This window comes from Algicola sagamiensis DSM 14643, from assembly GCF_000374485.1.
In the GTDB taxonomy this organism is placed as follows: Bacteria; Pseudomonadota; Gammaproteobacteria; order Enterobacterales; family Alteromonadaceae; genus Algicola; species Algicola sagamiensis.
The window spans coordinates 1-17,693 of sequence record NZ_KB894493.1 but is presented as its reverse complement, the minus strand read 5'-3'; the positions used below and the strand labels follow the sequence as shown (position 1 = coordinate 17,693).

The window sequence follows — 17,693 nt, the reverse complement described above, 5'->3', positions numbered from 1 at the left end:
GGGGCTTTTTTCTTTCTCTTTTCTGACCTTTCTATTGTGCTTATAATGCATTGAAAAAAACAAACGAGTACAATCCATGAAAAACCTCTTACTCCTGAGTAGCTCTAGAGCGAAAGACTCTGGCTATCTGGAAACTGCACTTGCTGATATTTCTGAAACATTGGAAGGTCTCGATTCAGCCGTTTTTATCCCCTACGCAGGTGTCTCTATTTCGTATGATGAATATACGGTGATGGTTCAATCTGCTTTGTCTTCACTGAATAAGAAAATTCGTGGCTTGCACGAATTCGACGATCCAACTCAAGCTATTGAGCAAGCACAAGCAATCCTTGTCGGTGGTGGGAATACGTTTCACTTACTGCACGAAATATATCGATTTGGCTTAATCGACCCAATTCAAGAAAAAGTGAATGGGGGTACCCCATATATTGGCTGGTCTGCTGGCTCAAATATTTCAGGAAAAAGTATACGAACAACAAATGATATGCCAATCATTGAGCCGAAAAGTTTTGATGCGCTCAATCTTGCTCCGTTTCAACTTAACCCCCACTATACGGACTACAATCCACCCGAATTTCATGGTGAAACTCGTGATATGCGATTAGAAGAATTTATGCAGGTTGAACCTGAGACTCCAATTTTAGCAATCCGTGAGGGAACAGCCCTACGTATACGTCATCAACATATGACGTTGATTGGACCTGAGCCTGGTTTTGCATTCAAGGGTGGTCAAAAAGTGGCGATTCAGCCACAGCAAGATTTAAGTCAGTACCTTCATCTTTAATCATTTCTTTTCTAATTCATCTTTCATCATGCTGGCCAGACAAGCGTCTGGCTTGGTTATTCACTTAAAAATAAAACTTATTTAGTATTATTCTGAATCATCACTTTGAGTATCTATTTGAATTAATTCAATAATATTAAAGTTCACCTCAACTTATATTCATACATAGTACCGATACAATACCTCTCCTTTTTACTGTAGATTCTCACTCCAAATAACGTTTTTTGTAAAAAGTGCGTTTCATTAAACACGCCTTTTACCTATAGGTGTGCATTTTTGCATATCCATTCCATCCACGATTGGAGATAACTATGTCAATCACCCGCTATCATAATTTTGTCCATGGCAAAGTCATGCGTAATGAAAGTGGCGAAACCTTTCCCGTCATCAACCCGGCAACCGGGGAGATCATTTATGAAGTTGAAGTTGCAGATGAACATGTCAAACAAGCTGCGATAGAAAGTGCTCAATCAGGATTTGAAACATGGTCAGCAATGAGCGGTTTTGAACGAAGCCGGATCTTACAAAGAGCAGTCGCACTTTTACGGTCCAGAAATGATTTGTTAGCTGAAATCGAAGTAAAGGATACAGGAAAGCCTTGGCAGGAAGCTTCCGTCGTTGACATTGTTACTGGTGCCGATGCAATCGAATTTTTCGCAGGGCTTGCACCAAGTATTGAGGGAAATCAACAAGATCTCGGTGGGGACTTCTACTATACACGAAGAGAACCCCTCGGCGTATGTGCAGGTATTGGCGCATGGAATTACCCACTTCAGATCGCATGTTGGAAATCAGCCCCTGCCCTAGCCTGCGGCAACAGTATGATCTTCAAGCCATCCGAAGAAACCTCACTCGGAGCAATAAAATTAGCTGAAATATTCATTGAAGCTGGTGTTCCTGCTGGCGTCTTTAACGTGGTCCACGGTGCTGGAGATGTTGGTGAATGGCTTACAACGCATCCTCATATCGCTAAAGTTTCTTTTACTGGCGAAGTGGGAACTGGAAAGAAAGTTATGGCAAATGCCGCTTCATCTTTGAAAGAAGTCACGATGGAGCTTGGTGGAAAATCACCCTTAATTATTTTCGACGACGCTGACATTGAACAAGCCGTATCTGCAAGCATGCTCGGTAACTTTTATACTCAAGGGGAAATCTGTACCAACTGTACCCGCGTATTCGTTCATGAAGACGTTTATCCCAATTTTATAGAACAACTCTTAGAGCGAACCCAAAAGAACATCATTGCTGGTGATCCGATGGATCCAGAAACAAACTTTGGTGCTCTCATTTCAAAAAAGCATCAAGAACTTGTTCTCTCCTACATTGAACGAGGCAAAACTGAAGGCGCAAAGTTATTGACTGGTGGGCATGTCATTCAACCAAATACAGCGCCGAACGGCTACTTTGTCGCTCCAACAATTTTCACTGATTGCCATGATGATATGACCATCGTCCAAGAAGAAATATTTGGTCCTGTCATGTCTATCCTCACATTCACTGAAGAATCTGAAGTGATCAAAAGAGCAAATCAAACAACTTATGGTCTGGGTGCAGGCATCTTTACCAAGGATATACAGCGGGCACACCGAGTGATCCACCAAATCCAAGCGGGCATTTGTTGGATCAATAGCTATGGTGCTTCTCCGGCTGAAATGCCAGTTGGCGGGTATAAATTATCAGGCATTGGTCGGGAGAATGGTATTACTACGCTCAATCAATATACCCAACTCAAATCCATTTATGTTGGCCTTACACCAATCGAATCACCATTTTAAGAGGTGCCTATGAGTCATCAGTACGACTATATCATTGTTGGTGCAGGTTCAGCTGGATGTGTACTGGCAAATCGCTTAACTGAAAGTGGGAAGCATCGAGTATTACTCTTGGAAACAGGGGGTAGTGATAGAAGTATTTTTATCCAAATGCCAACTGCACTTTCGATACCAATGAATACCAAGAAATATGCTTGGCAATTTGAAACTGAGCCGGAGCCATTCCTTGATGGTAGAAAAATGCACTGCCCTAGAGGAAAAGTACTTGGCGGTTCTTCTTCAATTAATGGGATGGTGTATGTCCGTGGTCATGCATTTGACTTCGATGAGTGGGAACAAGAAGGTGCAATTGGTTGGAGCTATGCCAATTGCCTCCCCTACTTCAAAAAGTCAGAACAATGGGCTTTCGGTGAAGATCATTATCGTGGTGGCGAAGGTCCTCTCGCGACCAATAACGGGAATGAAATGCAAAACCCGCTATATCGTGCATTTATTGATGCCGGTGTAGAAGCTGGGTACCTGTATACCGAAGACTATAACGGCCAACGTCAAGAAGGGTTTGGTCCAATGCATATGACTGTTAAGAATGGCCTTCGCTGGTCAACTGCGAATGCATACTTAAAACCAGCCATGACAAGAAATAATTTGGATGTGGTCACCCATGCATTGGTTCACCATGTCATTTTGCAGGGAAAGAAGGCGGTTGGTGTCATGTATGAGCGTCATGGTGAGTTACATGAAGTCCATGTCAATGCGGAAGTCATTCTGAGTGCTGGTCCTATCGGATCACCGCATATTCTGCAACTCTCTGGTATTGGTGAAAAAGAGACGCTAGAAAGAGCGGGAATAGAACTTAAGCATTCACTTCCTGGTGTGGGTCAAAATCTTCAGGATCATTTGGAGTTTTACTTTCAATTCCGTTGTAAAAAACCAATCACGCTCAATGGAAAATTGGGACTCTGGGATAAATTTCTGATTGGGGCGCGTTGGTTTTTCTTTAAGGATGGTTTAGGTGCAACGAATCACTTTGAATCTTGTGGTTTTATCCGTTCAAAGCCAGGTATTGCTTGGCCGGATATGCAATACCACTTCCTGCCAGCAGCGATGCGTTATGACGGTCGTAGTGCGTTTGATGGGCATGGTCTCCAAGTTCATATTGGTCACAATAAACCAAAAAGTCGAGGCTGGGTAAAAGTCACTGCTTCAGATCCAACCATCCCACCGAAAATTCAGTTTAATTACCTAGAACACGAAGATGATCGGGAAGGCTTTCGAGCCTGTGTTCGCCTCACTCGGGAAATCATGAAGCAACCTGCTATGGATGCCTATTGTGGTTCTGAAATTCAGCCTGGCGAACACATTCAAAGTGATGAAGAGATTGACCAGTTTGTCCGTAGATCCGTCGAAAGCGCCTACCATCCGTCATGTTCATGCAAGATGGGCACGGATCCGATGGCGGTTGTTGATCCTCAAACGAAAGTACACGGCATTGAAGGGTTACGTGTTGTTGATTCATCGATTTTTCCCACAATCCCCAACGGAAACTTAAATGCACCAACCATTATGGTTGCGGAAAGAGCCGCAGATTTGATCCTTGGAAAATGTTTACCTGAATCTTCCGTCATACCAGAAATTGCAGAAAACTGGCAGTTAGAGCAGCGAGATAATCACCCTGTTCGAGAAATTGCCTAAATAACCAATGCAGCATTGGTAAAGTTGTACATGCTGTGCTCATAACAATAAAAAATTAGGAGCGATTATGTACCGTACATGTATTTTATGCCAGGGAGAAACCAGATGACATATTGGTTAATTGCTGGATTATGTTTTATTTTCGCCACCACATTGTTCATGCTATTTCGTTGGGGAAATCTCCCTTGCACTGGCCCCTCTCCCACGAAGAGCCTCACCTTTATCGCAATACTATTCACATCCGGATTAGATGTCGGACTGATTATGTTTCCGCTCACTGAGTTTGGTATGTATGCGAACACAACAGAAAATCCAGAGTATAGTTTTGCAAACCCCCTTGCGATAGAGTTTGGTTTCTGGGCATTTTTGATCTGGACCTTCTATTTCATGACCTGTTTTTACTTTTGTATTATTGAACCGAAAGTAAAGTTCTTTGAAATTCCCATTGTTAAATTTGTCAATAACATCATCATTATTGGAACCTGTGCTTTCACGGGGTATCTTCTGCTAAAGAATCTCCCCTGGTACTTACCAGCCCTTAGCAATGATGGAGAAATTAGTGGTTATTATTACCTGATCGTCTTCGCTGTTGTTGTCGGGAGCGTGTTAACCAGTATGAGTATACGAGCGATTCGTATCTTAAGCGTCTCAACAACTTGGTTTTTTCTGGCGTTGATTGGCTTGCTCGTATACGGTGCGGTGTCCTCCGGCACTGTGGATTTGTATACCTACCCTCAAACAATCGCCCTCGTTGGCGAATACTTTACAAACATCCACCAATTCGCATTCCCAATGTCAGATTATCACCAGTTTTATCTATTTTGGTGGCTGGCATGGTGTATCATGATCGGTCAGTTTACTTCCCGCTTTGCAGGTGGGCTGCGTACATATCAATTGTTGTTGGCTATGCTGGTGTTGCCTTCGGTGATGATCATTGCTTGGTTTTCTATTTTGTATATTTATCATGTCAATCAGATCGATATATCTGGGATGTATACGATTGCAATGGTCGTTGTTGGCATTGTATTTGTTCTGAATTCCCTAGATTCATTGACTCGCCTCTACACGGACAACCTGAACTTTACTGTCAAACGTTATGGGAAAGCCAAATACATTCTTGGCAATATTTTGTTGCTGAGTAGTTTGGTGCTGTTTTTCCAGCTCGATTTTCTTCAGATCGAATGGATTGGCTCGATTGTGATTGGAATTTTCTTTAGTTGTACGACATATGTTCTAATTAAAAAGCGTGAAGTCATTTCTGAAATTGATAAAACGTTAATCACAGAAAGTGATCCAAAAACTGTGGAAGCTGCATAAAAAAGGGGGAGTCACTCCCCCTTACCATAACAAGCGCCTTTAAATCGCATGTGTTTCATGGATATGCTGACCATGTGCATGATGCCAATGACCATCATGCGAAAACTCTAAACGATTATCCTTCACTCTCGTCTTATGACCACAATTCTCACCATGAGCATGCTTATGTGCTGCATGATGTCCTATCTCAGACTCATGGACGTGCGTTGAGTGCTGATGGTGATCATGCTTCTCATGCGCATAGTCAAAATGGTCGATATGCCACTCTCGAACATGTCCACAATTATCTTGATGTTGGTGTTGATGTTTATCTAACTGATGATGACGATGTTGCGCGGATTGGTTATTCCCTGCAATTGCCGCAGTGGCAACCATTGATAAAACGACAGCTAATGCGAGTTTCATTATTGTTGTCCCCTTTTATTTGGGTGAATATCGTTTAGTAGATTAGCAAAACTGTATCAAATCAAATCAACTCTTATTCTGATTTTTCTGGTAGATCTCATGAGGCGTATTTCACCATTTGGAATGGTGTAATTTGATTGAGAGAAAAAGTATCTGTTATTCCTTATTCAGGAATATAATTATCTCCTAACATCACTTTTAGCTGGCCGCTTTTTCTTAGTTGGGCGAGCTTTTTATTGAATTGGCGAATAAAAGAATCTTTGACCCCGCGACACACTAATTTATCTGGGTGGACGGCAATGGGTTTATCAACATTGTGTGGTAGAGACTTCATATTTAATTCTTTAAACTTTTTATAAATATCAGGCGCAAAAGCAACAAAAGCGTCAATATGTTTATGCTTCAATAAAGGCATATGCTCAGCCAAATCATAAACAGGGAGCTTCTTGAGTTTGGATTGCTCAAATGTCTTTCCATAAGGCATTCCAAAACGAAACCCGACTATTTTTCCACTCAAAGAGCTCAGTTTGCTAATGGGCTCTTGCCCAAATGCAACAAAGATGTAGAGTTTTGCAAAATTCATCGGTTCTGTAACGAATACGTTTTCATCAAAGTCATAAAACTCTTCATTTTTATTCGCAGGTGAAAAACAACAGTTTTGGCAGGAAGCAAAAAGCTTAATTGCGCGAGCTGGAGGGAAAATATTGAGTGTTGCAGCATCACTCTTGATCAAAATATGGTTTAGGATTTGATCGTACACCCCTAACCCATCCGCTTGATGTAAACCTTGAATGTCGACGCCAATAATTTTTACTTTTGCTTCACTGTGCTGAGCGACAAAGATGAAGCAAAAGAACAAGACGCTTAATAATATGGTTTTCAATGATGCTCACAAGAAAAATGCGCTTGTCCCTCATTATAGCGCTTCAACTGCATTTCAATGATTAACTTAAAATTATCAAACTTTGAAAATTTCCTTTTTATGGCATGCGCTGCTTGAGGTTTGAATGGTGTATTATGGCAGATAGGTTGAATGGGTAAATAGTCACGATGGTATATGAAAAAAGCGAATAAAAAGCGAGCACAACGACTGTCATGCTCGTTTTCGTCTTATTTCAGTCTGAAGTCAATTTCAATAGTGATCATGACCCAGCTTTCAATTTGAAACCGCTTTATACTGAAGTGCCCAATCAAGTATAAGCCTCAACGGGTGGACAAGAACAAATCAGGTTTCTATCGCCGAATACGTCGTCAATTCGGGTGACTGTTGGCCAGAATTTGTTTTCACGAACATATGGTAGTGGGAATGCGGCTTCCTCACGGCTATATGCACGATCCCAGTCTTCCTGTAGAACATCGTCTTGTGTATGTGGTGCCATCACAAGTGGGTTATTCTCCAGCGTCCAATCTCCGCGTTCAACCTTGTTGATTTCTTCTTTAATCGCAACCATTGCATCAATAAAGCGATCGAGCTCTTCGAGTGATTCACTCTCTGTTGGCTCAATCATCAGCGTGCCGGCAACCGGGAAAGACATCGTTGGTGCGTGGAAGCCGTAATCCATCAGACGTTTTGCTATGTCCATTTCACTGATGCCTGTTTCTTCTTTAATGGGGCGAATATCCACGATGCACTCATGCGCAACACGATTATTCTGGCCACGATAAAGAATTGGATAGTGAGCAGCGAGTTTCTGTGTCAGGTAGTTTGCGCTGAGGATTGCAATTTCTGACGCTTGCTTCAGCCCTTCTGAGCCCATCATCGCAATGTACATCCAAGAAATTGGTAAGATCCCAGCTGATCCAAATTCTGCGGCAGCAACAGCACCATTTTCTGCTCCACCAGTCACAGCATGGCCTGGCAGGAATGGCTCAAGGTGGCTTTTCACACCAATCGGTCCCATACCTGGGCCACCACCGCCGTGAGGAATACAGAACGTTTTATGGAGGTTCAAATGTGATACATCCGAGCCAATATAACCTGGTGAGGTGATCCCAACTTGCGCATTCATATTTGCGCCATCCATATACACTTGGCCACCGTGCTGGTGGATAATGTCGCAGATTTCACGGATGGTTTCTTCGTAAACACCGTGCGTAGATGGGTACGTGATCATGATGCATGAAAGGTTTTCTGAGACTTCTTCCGCTTTTGCTTTTAAGTCATCCATATCGACGTTGCCTTGTTTATCACAAGCAACAACGATAACCTTCATATTCGCCATTTGGGCAGAAGCCGGGTTAGTCCCATGTGCTGAGCTTGGGATCAGACAGATGTTTCTGTGCCCATCCCCACGACTTTCATGGTACTTTTTAATGGCTATCAATCCTGCATATTCACCTTGCGCACCTGAATTTGGCTGCATAGAAACTGCATCATAACCAGTAATATTGACCAACCAATCAGATAATAATTGGATCATTTCCTGGTAGCCCGCCGTCTGATCTTTTGGCGCGAACGGATGCAGATTGGAAAACTCAGGCCAAGTCACCGGGATCATTTCCGCAGTCGCATTGAGCTTCATCGTACAAGAGCCCAAAGAAATCATACTGTGGTTTAGAGCCAAGTCTTTGTTTTCCAGTCGCTTGATATAACGCAGCATATCCGTTTCTGATTGATACTGGTTGAATACTGGATGATCAAGATACGTGCTGGTTCGAATCAATGCCTCTGGGACTGACTGAATATCACCATTTACCACTTTTTGATCTAAAGCTTGAATATCTAATCCATGCTGCTCACCACAGAAAACATCGAACAACACCTGAAGATCTTGAACTGTTGTGGTCTCATTCATGCTGACAGAGAGTGTATTCAGGTCTGTCCGCAAGTTAATTTTTGCAGTATTCGCTCGAGATAGAATCTCTTGGCGGGCTTCAGGAGACACCTCACATGTAAGCGTATCAAACCAATGATCATGAGCCAAGGTAAAACTATTTTGCTGCAGGCCAAGTGCGAAAATATCTGCAAAGCGATGAATACGCTCAGCAATATCTTTTAAGCCTTCAGGGCCATGATAAACCGCGTAAAACGAAGCCATATTCGCTAAAAGTACTTGTGCTGTACAGATATTTGAATTCGCTTTTTCGCGGCGGATATGCTGCTCACGCGTTTGCATTGCCATTCGAAGCGCTGGCTGGTCCGTACGGTCCTTTGACACACCGATAACACGACCAGGAAGAGAGCGCTTAAATTTGTCTCTTGTCGTAAAGAAGGCCGCGTGCGGTCCACCATATCCCATTGGTACGCCAAAACGCTGGGCTGAACCAAGGACAACATCCGCCCCCATTTCACCTGGAGACTTCAACATCAACAAGCTCATAAAGTCTGTCGCAACAGAAACAACCGCTTTTTGTTCTTGTAATTTCGCAATATAATCACTGTGATCTGTAATATGACCCGTTGTCGAAGGGTATTGGATCAATGCACCAAAAATATCGTGTTCTGGTGCTTTATCCGCTTGATCAACGATGACCTCAAAGCCGAACATTTCCGCACGCGTTTTGACGACATCAATGGTTTGCGGATGCACATCATCAGAGACAAAGAAGATGTTAGATTTTTTGTTTTTGGAAACACGCTTCGCAAGTGCCATTGCTTCAGCCGCTGCTGTCGCTTCATCAAGAAGAGATGCACTGGCAAGCTCCATTCCCGTTAAATCAATGGATAACTGCTGGAAATTAAGCAGTGCTTCTAAGCGACCTTGGGCAATTTCAGGCTGATATGGCGTGTATGCTGTATACCAACCTGGATTTTCAAGCACATTTCTTAAAATAACATTTGGGACCAATGTTGGGTAATAACCCATTCCGATATACGATGTGTAAATCTCATTCTTTTGGGCGATTTTATTGAGTACCGCAAGGGCCTCTTCTTCTGTTTGACTTCGGCCAATAGAAAGTGGCTCAGGCAAACGAATATTCTCGGGAACGGTTTGGGAGATAAGTGACTCGACAGAGTCTGTTCCCAGATATTGTAACATGTGCGCCTGTTGCGCTTGGTCTGGACCAATATGGCGGCGAACAAACTGTTCTTCACCTGTAAGAGCATGAAGGGTTTTCTTTGACATGTGAGTCATTCCACAGGATCCCTAATAACAAATACAAACGGTATAAAACCGTCAAGTTAAACGTTTGTACGAAACGTCGTTCGGGTTGAATAAATAAAACCCCGACATGGGCCGGGGTTTTAAATTTTGCGTATTAATCTTCGTCAATGACGTTCTGATAGCCTTCTGCATCTAAAAGGCCTTCCAGCTCAGATTCATCCGAAGGTTTGATTTTAAATAACCAACCATCCCCGAAAGGATCACTGTTCACAAGCTCTGGAGAGCCTTCCAATTCTTCGTTGACTGCAACGATTTGTCCAGAAATTGGTGCATAAATGTCAGACGCTGCTTTCACTGATTCTGCGACGGCACAATCATCACCTGCGCTGACTTCTTCACCCACATCTGGTAGGTCAACAAAAACCATATCACCTAATAACTCTTGCGCATGCTCAGAAATTCCGATCGTCATCAAACCATCAGTTTCTTTTCTGACCCATTCATGCGTTGTTGCGAATTTTAACTCTGTAGGGATATTGCTCATTTCTTATAATTCCTAAATTTAATCCGGTCGAAATAATTGGTTCTTCGACTTAGTCAAATATCTTTTTACCTGCACGTACAAAAGCTGGTTTTGTCACTTTAACCGTGACATGCTTCTTACGCATTTCTACCTCAGCTGTTTCACCAATACTTCTTGGTACACGTGCCATCGCAATGCTATGCCCAAGTGTTGGTGAGAAGGTTCCTGAGGTGATCACACCTTCCTGATCGCCGACGATGACCTTCAGTCCTGCGCGAAGTACACCTTTTTCTTCGAGTACAAGCCCTACAAGTTTATCTGTCGACTTGTTTGCTCTTTGCTGTTCTAACACAGTACGACCCACAAAATCACGTTCTTCTGGATCCCAGGTAATCGTCCAAGCCATATTTGCAGCGAGTGGAGAAACGGTGTCATCCATATCCTGGCCGTATAAGTTCATGCCAGCTTCCAGACGTAGTGTATCTCTGGCTCCAAGACCGCACGGTTTAATATCTGCATCTAGCATCAGCTGCCAAAAATCTGCTGCCTGTGCTTTGGGTACCATGATTTCGTAGCCATCTTCGCCTGTATAACCAGTCGTCGCAATAAACAAGTCATCGGCTTGAACACCAAAGAATGGCTTCATGCCATCGACTGCTGCCTTTTGTGCTTCGGATAGCTTAGTCGCAACACGTTCTTTTGCTTGAGGCCCTTGAATTGCCACCATAGCATAGTCTGCGTTTTCAAGAATGTTAACTTCGAAATTTTTCGCTACTTTTTGCATCCATTCCAAGTCTTTATCACGTGTTGCAGAATTGACAACCAAACGGTAGTTGGTCTGATCAAAGAAATAGACAATCAGGTCATCAATCACTCCACCCTGTTCATTGAGCATTGGTGTATAAAGTGCTTTACCTGGTTTTTGGAGTTTATTGACATCGTTCGCAAGTAATTTGCGAAGAAAGGAGTTTGCATCAGTGCCAGTCACTTCGACAATAGTCATATGGGAGACATCGAACATGCCAGCATCTTGACGAACGACATGGTGTTCTTCCATTTGAGAACCGTAATGCAAAGGCATTTCCCAGCCGTGAAAGTCTACAAGTTTTGCGCCGCATTCAACATGCTTTGCGTGTAGGGGCGTCTTTTTTATCATAATTTGTCCCTTTGTATCTCTCAACGAAAGCATACATGTTGCTTTACGCAGAGAAGGAAAGAAGGTGGGCGCATTATAACGAAAGCATTTGCACTGGGATAGAGGTTTATACGCTTTTTTCAATGCTCATTAGACCAGTTAAAAGCGTATTAAACCAATGACATTCATGTCATATTATTTATATATTACAATGAGTTAAATGGATTGGCTTGTTGGCCCACTGCATGTCGTGCAAATATATTTTTTAGGGCCGGAAATTGATTCACAGAAAACAGTCCAATTCCTCTTAATACTTTTTTCGGAAAAACATCATCTGCAAATAAACGCTTAAACCCTTCCATGATCAGGATTAATTCCTGTGCTTGCGCTTTTTGTTGCCGTTCATACTGGCGAAGATGGCGCCATTGAAGATTTTCAATGCCTGATTTTTCAATAATCCTACATAGAGCCGCGACATCCAAAAGACCTGCATTCATACCTAAACCTGCCAATGGGTGAATCGTATGTGCTGCATCACCGAGCAACACAACACGATTCGACAACCATTGTCTCGCATAACGCATTTTAAGAGGAAACTGACTCCGTTCTCCCTCAAGTTTCAGTTCACCTAGCGAGGAACCTGAAGCAACATAAAGTGCTCTATTAAACCCTTCTTCTGATAACTCCATCAATTGCTTTGCTTTATCCGGTAGTGTTGACCAGACAATCGAGCAAAGATGTGGGTCATCTAATGGGAGAAAAGCAAGCGGACCATCTCCCCAAAATACCTGTCGAGCACAGTTACCGTGTGGCTCTTCCATGCGAATTGTAGCCACAATAGCGTGATGATCATAATCCCAGTATGTCATGGGTAAGTGAAGGTGTCTGCGTGTAAATGAATTCGCACCATCTGCAGCAAAAACCCATTGAGAGACGATTGGCTGGCCACTTTCTAGTGTCAGAAGAACCTCTCTGTCACTTTGTTGAATATCTTTACACTGTGTATCGTACTTTATGCTGACTTGCGGGTATGCTTTTAGTGCCTGAAATAAAGCAAACTGCAATGCTCTATTCTCGATAATATGACCAAGTTCACCCAACATTAGCGAAGGCGCATCAAAGTTAATCGACGCAAAGCTATCCCCTTCCCACACATGCATCTTTTGGTATGGCGTCTTCTTTTTTTCCTCAATATTTTCCCATATCCCTAAACGACGAAGAAGCTGCTCGCTTGTTTTATTGATTGCACTGACACGCAAATCTGGCACTTCAACTGGCTTTACTGGCTCTGGGGCACCATCCACTAAAGCAATTTTAACTCCCTGCTTGGCAAGCCCAATCGCTAAAGCTAAACCAATGCATCCACCACCAAGAATGGTGACTTCTTGAGAAAACATGATTAAACAACTCCGTTCGATGAAGGAAAATAAAGCCCTAACGCTTGATGAACCAATGACTTTTTCAACTCAGGAAAACACTGCATCGACATCAGGCCAAGTGTTCTTCCAAGTGCAACCAACTGATTCTCCTTTGAAAATAATTTCACCAAAGAATCTGTCATTGTCACAACACGTTGCATATCTTTTTGCCGTGTCTGATCATATTTTTTTAAGACTGAAAATGCACCAATATCTGATTCTGACTCAGCAATACACTGAGTTAAACACATCACATCTCGCAATCCTAGATTAAAGCCCTGTCCAGCAATGGGATGTATTGTATGCGCTGCATTACCGATTAAAGCTGTACGATGATGAAACATTCTAGACACTTGTTTTACAGAAAGTGGATAAGCAACTCGTTTACCGACATCTTGGAAAGGCCCAATACTGCTCCCAAACATTTTTTGTAACTCAATCAGAAAATCTGACTGGGCGCAGTCTGCTAGAAACTTTGCTTTATCTGGTTTCACGCACCAAACGAGCGAGTAGCGGCTCTTTGGTAGTGGTAACAATGCAACTGGTCCATCAGGTGTAAATCGCTCATATGCAATATTGCCATGCGACGCCACCTGAATATTCGCAACAATCGCATGTTTCCCATAGTTCTGTTGCTTCAAGTCAAACTTTAGTTTGTCGCGACTACTTGATTGTGCACCTTCAGCGATAATAAACAGCTTTGTTGAAATATGTTGGCCAGTTGATAATTGACACAACACGGCTTCACTTGATTGGGTAATGTCATTGATCTTGCAGGGCCTTAACCAAGACACATTCGGAAGTTCGTCTAAACGAGGCTGCAATACCTTCTCAAGATAAACGACTTCGATCACATAGCCGAACGCATTGAGATCAAATTGATTTGCGGTAAGGTGAGTTTTGCCTATATGGCCACGGTCAGAGACCTTGATTTCTTGAATCGGCTCTGCGTACTCCTTCAATGAGCCCCATAAACGAAGCTTTTCGAGCAGCAAGATACTACCGTAGGATAATGCGATGGAGCGTTCATCAAAGCTCGGGGAAGCATGTGGCTTCAACTCACTGGCTTCGATGATGGCTACTTTCAACGTTGGGAACTGAACGGCGATCGCATATGCCTGCATAACACCAAGCATGCCACCGCCAGAAACAAGGACATCCACCCTATGCCGCTCTACGGAATTTACGACACTTGTATTCATGACTGCATTAATGATTCGATGTCTTTTATTGATTTTGGAACAGCATCGGTGAGGACTTCGTGACCATTTTCTGTCACAAGTAAGTTGTCTTCGATACGAATGCCAATTCCTTTCCACTTTTCTGGTACATTTAGGTGAGGCGCAATATATAATCCCGGCTCCACGGTGAGAACCATACCCGGCTCAAATGGTCGCTCCTTTCCATCAATCTTATACACACCAACATCGTGTACATCTAAACCAATCCAATGGCCTAGTCCATGGATAAAATATTCTTTTTGCGCGTTTTCTTTGAGAAGCACTTCTGGATCACCTTGCAATAATCCAACATCCAAAAGTCCTTGAATGAGAACCTTATTTGCAGCCTCAAGCGCCTGGCTCATCCAACACCCCGGCTTGATCCATGCGATAGCAGCGAGTTGTGCATCCAAAACAATTTGGTAAAGTGCTTTCTGTTCAGGGGTAAATTTTCCGTTAATCGGGAACGTACGTGTAATATCAGCGGCATAACCATGATATTCGGACCCAGCATCAATCAGCAACAAGTCTCCATCATTCAATGCATCCTGATTTTCTGTGTAGTGCAAAATACATGCATTTTCACCACCACCAACAATACTACTGTAGGCCGGGTTTCGAGCGCCGTTCATCATAAAGTGATGTTGGATCACTGATTCTACCTGATATTCATAAGCCCCCGGATGACAAAACTCCATCGCAAGGCAGTGAGCTTTTGATGATATTTCGGCTGAGCGACGCATCAATGCCAACTCATGTTCTGATTTGATCAGGCGCATTTCATGAATCAATGGGCGTAAGTCCTGAATTTGCTTCGGTGGCATAAAGCCCTTCTTTGGTGAAGCTCGCAACCCGTTCATCGCTGATAGAACCGCCGAATCAAACCAATCGAAGTTCCCTTGTGCAAAATAGACAATATCCTTTTTATCGATTGAGGATTGCAGGATCTTGTCCATATTAGCAATACTGGCAGCACTATCAACAGACAGTACATCTATTGCTTGTGTGAACCCTAAACGGCGACCTTCCCAGATTTCTGCCAACTGATCTTTTTCGCGGCATAAAATCGTTGTTTTTTCCGTATCTTTGTCCAAGATAAGCAATGCATCTGGCTCATTAAAGCCTGTCAGATAATAGAAATCGGAATCTTGTCGGAACGGAAAATCCGTATCATGGCTTCGTCTTAACGCTTTCGCCGCTGGAACCAAAGCAACGCTCCCGGGAGTCATTTGCTCAAGCAGCCGCTCCCGGCGTTCAACATATTCTGGAATTTTTATCATGTTCTAGTGCAGTACTCTGGGATTGGTTTGAGGAGATATAACACGTTGACCCAGTTCTGAAAAGCATAAAAGCGTAGAAATACGAATATATTCGACCACTTCATGGTATGCGTCTTCCGACTCTGTCGAGGGTTCTAGTTCTGTATCTAGGCGTGTAAGCTCAGCAAAATCTTCAACGACTTCTCGCACATCATCAGAAACTGTGGACAGGTCTGTCATATTTAGCCCAAATCCAACAAGAAAGCTTTGAACCCACAAAATTAAATGCTCAATTCGTTCAGAAATTGTCTCATCATCTCTGGGTAAAATGGGCTCAAAAGTAAGCTCTTTATCCTGTAGAGACTGTAAAGATGTGTGAAAAACACTAAAAAGGAGTGAATTTCCTTCTTTTGAAAATGCCTGACCATCGTTGATCATGTCGGACATCGCACCCAGCCATTCCTCCGAGTTGATTTTTACACCACCACAAAGCATTCCAGTCAATAAGCCGTGCACTTCTGAAGGTTCTGCTTCAATTTTATTCCGTTCCAATTGCTTTAGGAGTCCATCAAAGGAAAAAGTATCTGTCATATGAACTTTTTATAAAGTAAACTTGTCTTTAAGTATCGTAACATTAGCCTATATTAAGAGCTAGCCATAGAAACAACAAAGGTCTATGTTTCATGTATAGGGCAATAAATCAACAAACGCTAGCACCTTTTTGATATTCCTATTGTATTTGGAATAAATCGGGATTATAGTGCGCCTCCTGATACTGGACATCGGGCAAGATGAAACACGGAGGTCAAAGAAGAGGCTTATCATGACGACAAAAGCTGTAACAATATCAATCTTGGGTAAAACATACAAAGTCAATTGCCCAAAAGAAAAACAGCTTGAATTAAGGGATGCAGTTGCGGAACTTGAGAGACGAATTTCAGAAACACAGCAGCGTTCAATGCTCCATGGCATCGAAGGTGTGTTAATCATGACAGCATTAAATATGAGTCATGAGTTACTTGAGCAGCAAGCCCTGCTAGAATTATTAGACGAGCAGACACAGCCTATCGCAAAAAAGGCTTAGTTTGCCACACAAGACAATATGTTCCCTGGGGTGTTTGTGAGTTAGTTAACGTCCCTGAGCCGATAAATTTTATATTAGGGAGTCATAACCACTGCTATTGAGCAAGCCCGGCTCGTATCGGGAAGCCTACGGCAATGATATGATTTCCGCCTTGAACCGCATGGTTCAAGGGCTGCACTGACAACGGCACCTTGGGGAGCGCCCAAAAACACTGGGTTTCGTCAACTTTATCAATATCTTACCCCACCTCCCAAAACACCAAAATCACGATTTTTCCGCCTTTTAATATGATCTAAAAATGTTAGAAAATCGCGATTTTTGGGGTAAATCTGCGAGAAAATCGAGAGAAAATGACCTTCAATTGTTAATTTATTTAACAAAAAATAGGCGTGAGAACACAAATTCACAGATTATCCAGGATAATAATTTCATTTATTTTTTATAGGCTTTGCGATTTTATTTGAAATGAAGTGATGATAATTCTCAAAGTTACCCCTGATTTTGTAAATATATTTATACAAAAATAAGGGTGTGCGCCATTTTTTCGTGTTTTTATTATCTAGCTGTTTTTACTAGATAAAATCATTTTCCGTGAAAAGTTATGAGAAAAAATGTCCCCCGAACGTCCCCCGCTCATGGATGGGGTATGGAAACAAGGGTATTTCAAAAGTACAAGTTTTCTCTAAAACCCCAATCAGCCCTGAATCAAAAGACACCATACTTTTTCTAATACCCAATACAGGGAAATAAAAAATTCACAAAAAATCTCACGTGCAGAACACGTGCAGTTTCACCCTAAAAAGGGGGTCTACGTGCAGATTTTTTGGACGCATTCACGGTCCAAACGGTGATTTTGGGACATTTTGGGAAATGAAATAAGGGTATGATAAATCAGCGAAAGCCTTTAAAATCGGGCGCTCCCCAAGGTGCCGTTGTCAGTGCAGCCCTTGAACCATGCGGACTAAGGCGGGGTGTAATTTGTTGATTATTTTGGGGTTTTGGGAGAGGAAAGCAGCCCTGAAGGGGGCTGCTGATAAA

General features: G+C 42.7%; 14 protein-coding genes and 1 other RNA gene. 6 read left to right on the top strand and 9 right to left on the bottom strand.

The genetic code is table 11. The annotated features are described in order from the left end of the window. Positions 1-76: 76 nt before the first annotated feature. From pepE to C505_RS0105825, 4 genes are all read left to right on the top strand, one after another. Positions 77-784, top strand: a complete 708-nt coding sequence (pepE, locus tag C505_RS0105840; protein WP_018691657.1) for a dipeptidase PepE — start codon at positions 77-79, stop codon at positions 782-784. A 311-nt stretch (positions 785-1,095) separates the two neighbouring features. Continuing rightward, on the top strand, positions 1,096-2,559 hold the full coding sequence (betB, locus tag C505_RS0105835) for a betaine-aldehyde dehydrogenase (protein ID WP_018691656.1): 1,464 nt from the start codon (positions 1,096-1,098) through the stop codon (positions 2,557-2,559). A gap of 9 nt (positions 2,560-2,568) precedes the next feature. Then, entirely contained in the window at positions 2,569-4,248 is a 1,680-nt protein-coding gene (betA, locus tag C505_RS0105830; protein WP_018691655.1) for a choline dehydrogenase, read from the top strand. 105 nt (positions 4,249-4,353) lie between these two features. Further along, a complete protein-coding gene (locus C505_RS0105825) occupies positions 4,354-5,565 on the top strand; it encodes a BCCT family transporter (protein WP_018691654.1) in 1,212 nt (403 codons plus the stop codon). A 39-nt stretch (positions 5,566-5,604) separates the two neighbouring features. Here C505_RS0105825 and C505_RS0105820 read toward each other — a convergent pair whose 3' ends face one another. The 9 genes from C505_RS0105820 to C505_RS0105775 form a co-directional block, all read right to left on the bottom strand. Further along, positions 5,605-5,970, bottom strand: a complete 366-nt coding sequence (locus C505_RS0105820) for a hypothetical protein (RefSeq protein ID WP_018691653.1) — start codon at positions 5,968-5,970, stop codon at positions 5,605-5,607. A gap of 163 nt (positions 5,971-6,133) precedes the next feature. Then, positions 6,134-6,853, bottom strand: coding sequence for a type 2 periplasmic-binding domain-containing protein (locus C505_RS0105815; RefSeq protein WP_018691652.1), 720 nt, complete (start codon positions 6,851-6,853; stop codon positions 6,134-6,136). A gap of 307 nt (positions 6,854-7,160) precedes the next feature. After that, positions 7,161-10,037 (bottom strand): aminomethyl-transferring glycine dehydrogenase, encoded by a 2,877-nt coding sequence (gcvP, locus tag C505_RS0105805; protein ID WP_018691650.1) that lies wholly within the window; start codon positions 10,035-10,037, stop codon positions 7,161-7,163. Between the two features lie 133 nt (positions 10,038-10,170). Next, the gene (gene gcvH, locus C505_RS0105800; protein WP_018691649.1) at positions 10,171-10,560 is read right to left on the bottom strand and encodes a glycine cleavage system protein GcvH; all 390 of its coding nucleotides are present in this window, start codon (positions 10,558-10,560) and stop codon (positions 10,171-10,173) included. 49 nt (positions 10,561-10,609) lie between these two features. Further along, complete coding sequence (gene gcvT / locus C505_RS0105795; protein ID WP_018691648.1) at positions 10,610-11,695, bottom strand: glycine cleavage system aminomethyltransferase GcvT; 1,086 nt, start codon at positions 11,693-11,695, stop codon at positions 10,610-10,612. Between the two features lie 185 nt (positions 11,696-11,880). Further along, positions 11,881-13,071 carry an FAD-dependent monooxygenase gene (locus C505_RS0105790; protein WP_018691647.1) on the bottom strand — a complete coding sequence of 397 codons (1,191 nt, stop codon included), beginning with the start codon at positions 13,069-13,071 and terminating at the stop codon, positions 11,881-11,883. Positions 13,072-13,073: 2 nt separating this feature from the next. Further along, positions 13,074-14,294 (bottom strand): 2-octaprenyl-6-methoxyphenyl hydroxylase, encoded by a 1,221-nt coding sequence (ubiH, locus tag C505_RS0105785; protein ID WP_018691646.1) that lies wholly within the window; start codon positions 14,292-14,294, stop codon positions 13,074-13,076. Next, on the bottom strand, positions 14,291-15,592 hold the full coding sequence (gene pepP, locus C505_RS0105780; RefSeq protein WP_018691645.1) for a Xaa-Pro aminopeptidase: 1,302 nt from the start codon (positions 15,590-15,592) through the stop codon (positions 14,291-14,293). Before pepP ends, ubiH begins: the two co-directional genes overlap by 4 nt. 3 nt (positions 15,593-15,595) lie before the next feature. After that, a complete protein-coding gene (locus C505_RS0105775; protein ID WP_018691644.1) occupies positions 15,596-16,162 on the bottom strand; it encodes a UPF0149 family protein in 567 nt (188 codons plus the stop codon). A 232-nt stretch (positions 16,163-16,394) separates the two neighbouring features. On the opposite strand from C505_RS0105775, the gene C505_RS21570 reads away from it, so the two are divergent. Both C505_RS21570 and ssrS read left to right on the top strand, forming a co-directional pair. After that, the gene (locus C505_RS21570; RefSeq protein ID WP_018691643.1) at positions 16,395-16,655 is read left to right on the top strand and encodes a cell division protein ZapA; all 261 of its coding nucleotides are present in this window, start codon (positions 16,395-16,397) and stop codon (positions 16,653-16,655) included. 19 nt (positions 16,656-16,674) lie between these two features. Beyond that, a non-coding RNA gene (ssrS, locus tag C505_RS24020) (6S RNA) lies at positions 16,675-16,857 on the top strand. Positions 16,858-17,693 lie beyond the last annotated feature (836 nt).

Excerpts from the sequence above, each read along its gene's own strand:
- pepE (WP_018691657.1), top strand. The coding sequence starts at position 77 with ATGAAAAACCTCTTACTCCTGAGTAGCTCTAGAGCGAAAGACTCTGGC.
- betB (WP_018691656.1), top strand. The coding sequence starts at position 1,096 with ATGTCAATCACCCGCTATCATAATTTTGTCCATGGCAAAGTCATGCGT.
- betA (WP_018691655.1), top strand. The coding sequence starts at position 2,569 with ATGAGTCATCAGTACGACTATATCATTGTTGGTGCAGGTTCAGCTGGA.
- C505_RS0105825 (WP_018691654.1), top strand. The coding sequence starts at position 4,354 with ATGACATATTGGTTAATTGCTGGATTATGTTTTATTTTCGCCACCACA.
- C505_RS0105820 (WP_018691653.1), bottom strand. The coding sequence starts at position 5,970 with ATGAAACTCGCATTAGCTGTCGTTTTATCAATGGTTGCCACTGCGGCA.
- gcvP (WP_018691650.1), bottom strand. The coding sequence starts at position 10,037 with ATGTCAAAGAAAACCCTTCATGCTCTTACAGGTGAAGAACAGTTTGTT.
- gcvH (WP_018691649.1), bottom strand. The coding sequence starts at position 10,560 with ATGAGCAATATCCCTACAGAGTTAAAATTCGCAACAACGCATGAATGG.
- gcvT (WP_018691648.1), bottom strand. The coding sequence starts at position 11,695 with ATGATAAAAAAGACGCCCCTACACGCAAAGCATGTTGAATGCGGCGCA.
- C505_RS0105790 (WP_018691647.1), bottom strand. The coding sequence starts at position 13,071 with ATGTTTTCTCAAGAAGTCACCATTCTTGGTGGTGGATGCATTGGTTTA.
- ubiH (WP_018691646.1), bottom strand. The coding sequence starts at position 14,294 with ATGAATACAAGTGTCGTAAATTCCGTAGAGCGGCATAGGGTGGATGTC.
- pepP (WP_018691645.1), bottom strand. The coding sequence starts at position 15,592 with ATGATAAAAATTCCAGAATATGTTGAACGCCGGGAGCGGCTGCTTGAG.
- C505_RS0105775 (WP_018691644.1), bottom strand. The coding sequence starts at position 16,162 with ATGACAGATACTTTTTCCTTTGATGGACTCCTAAAGCAATTGGAACGG.
- C505_RS21570 (WP_018691643.1), top strand. The coding sequence starts at position 16,395 with ATGACGACAAAAGCTGTAACAATATCAATCTTGGGTAAAACATACAAA.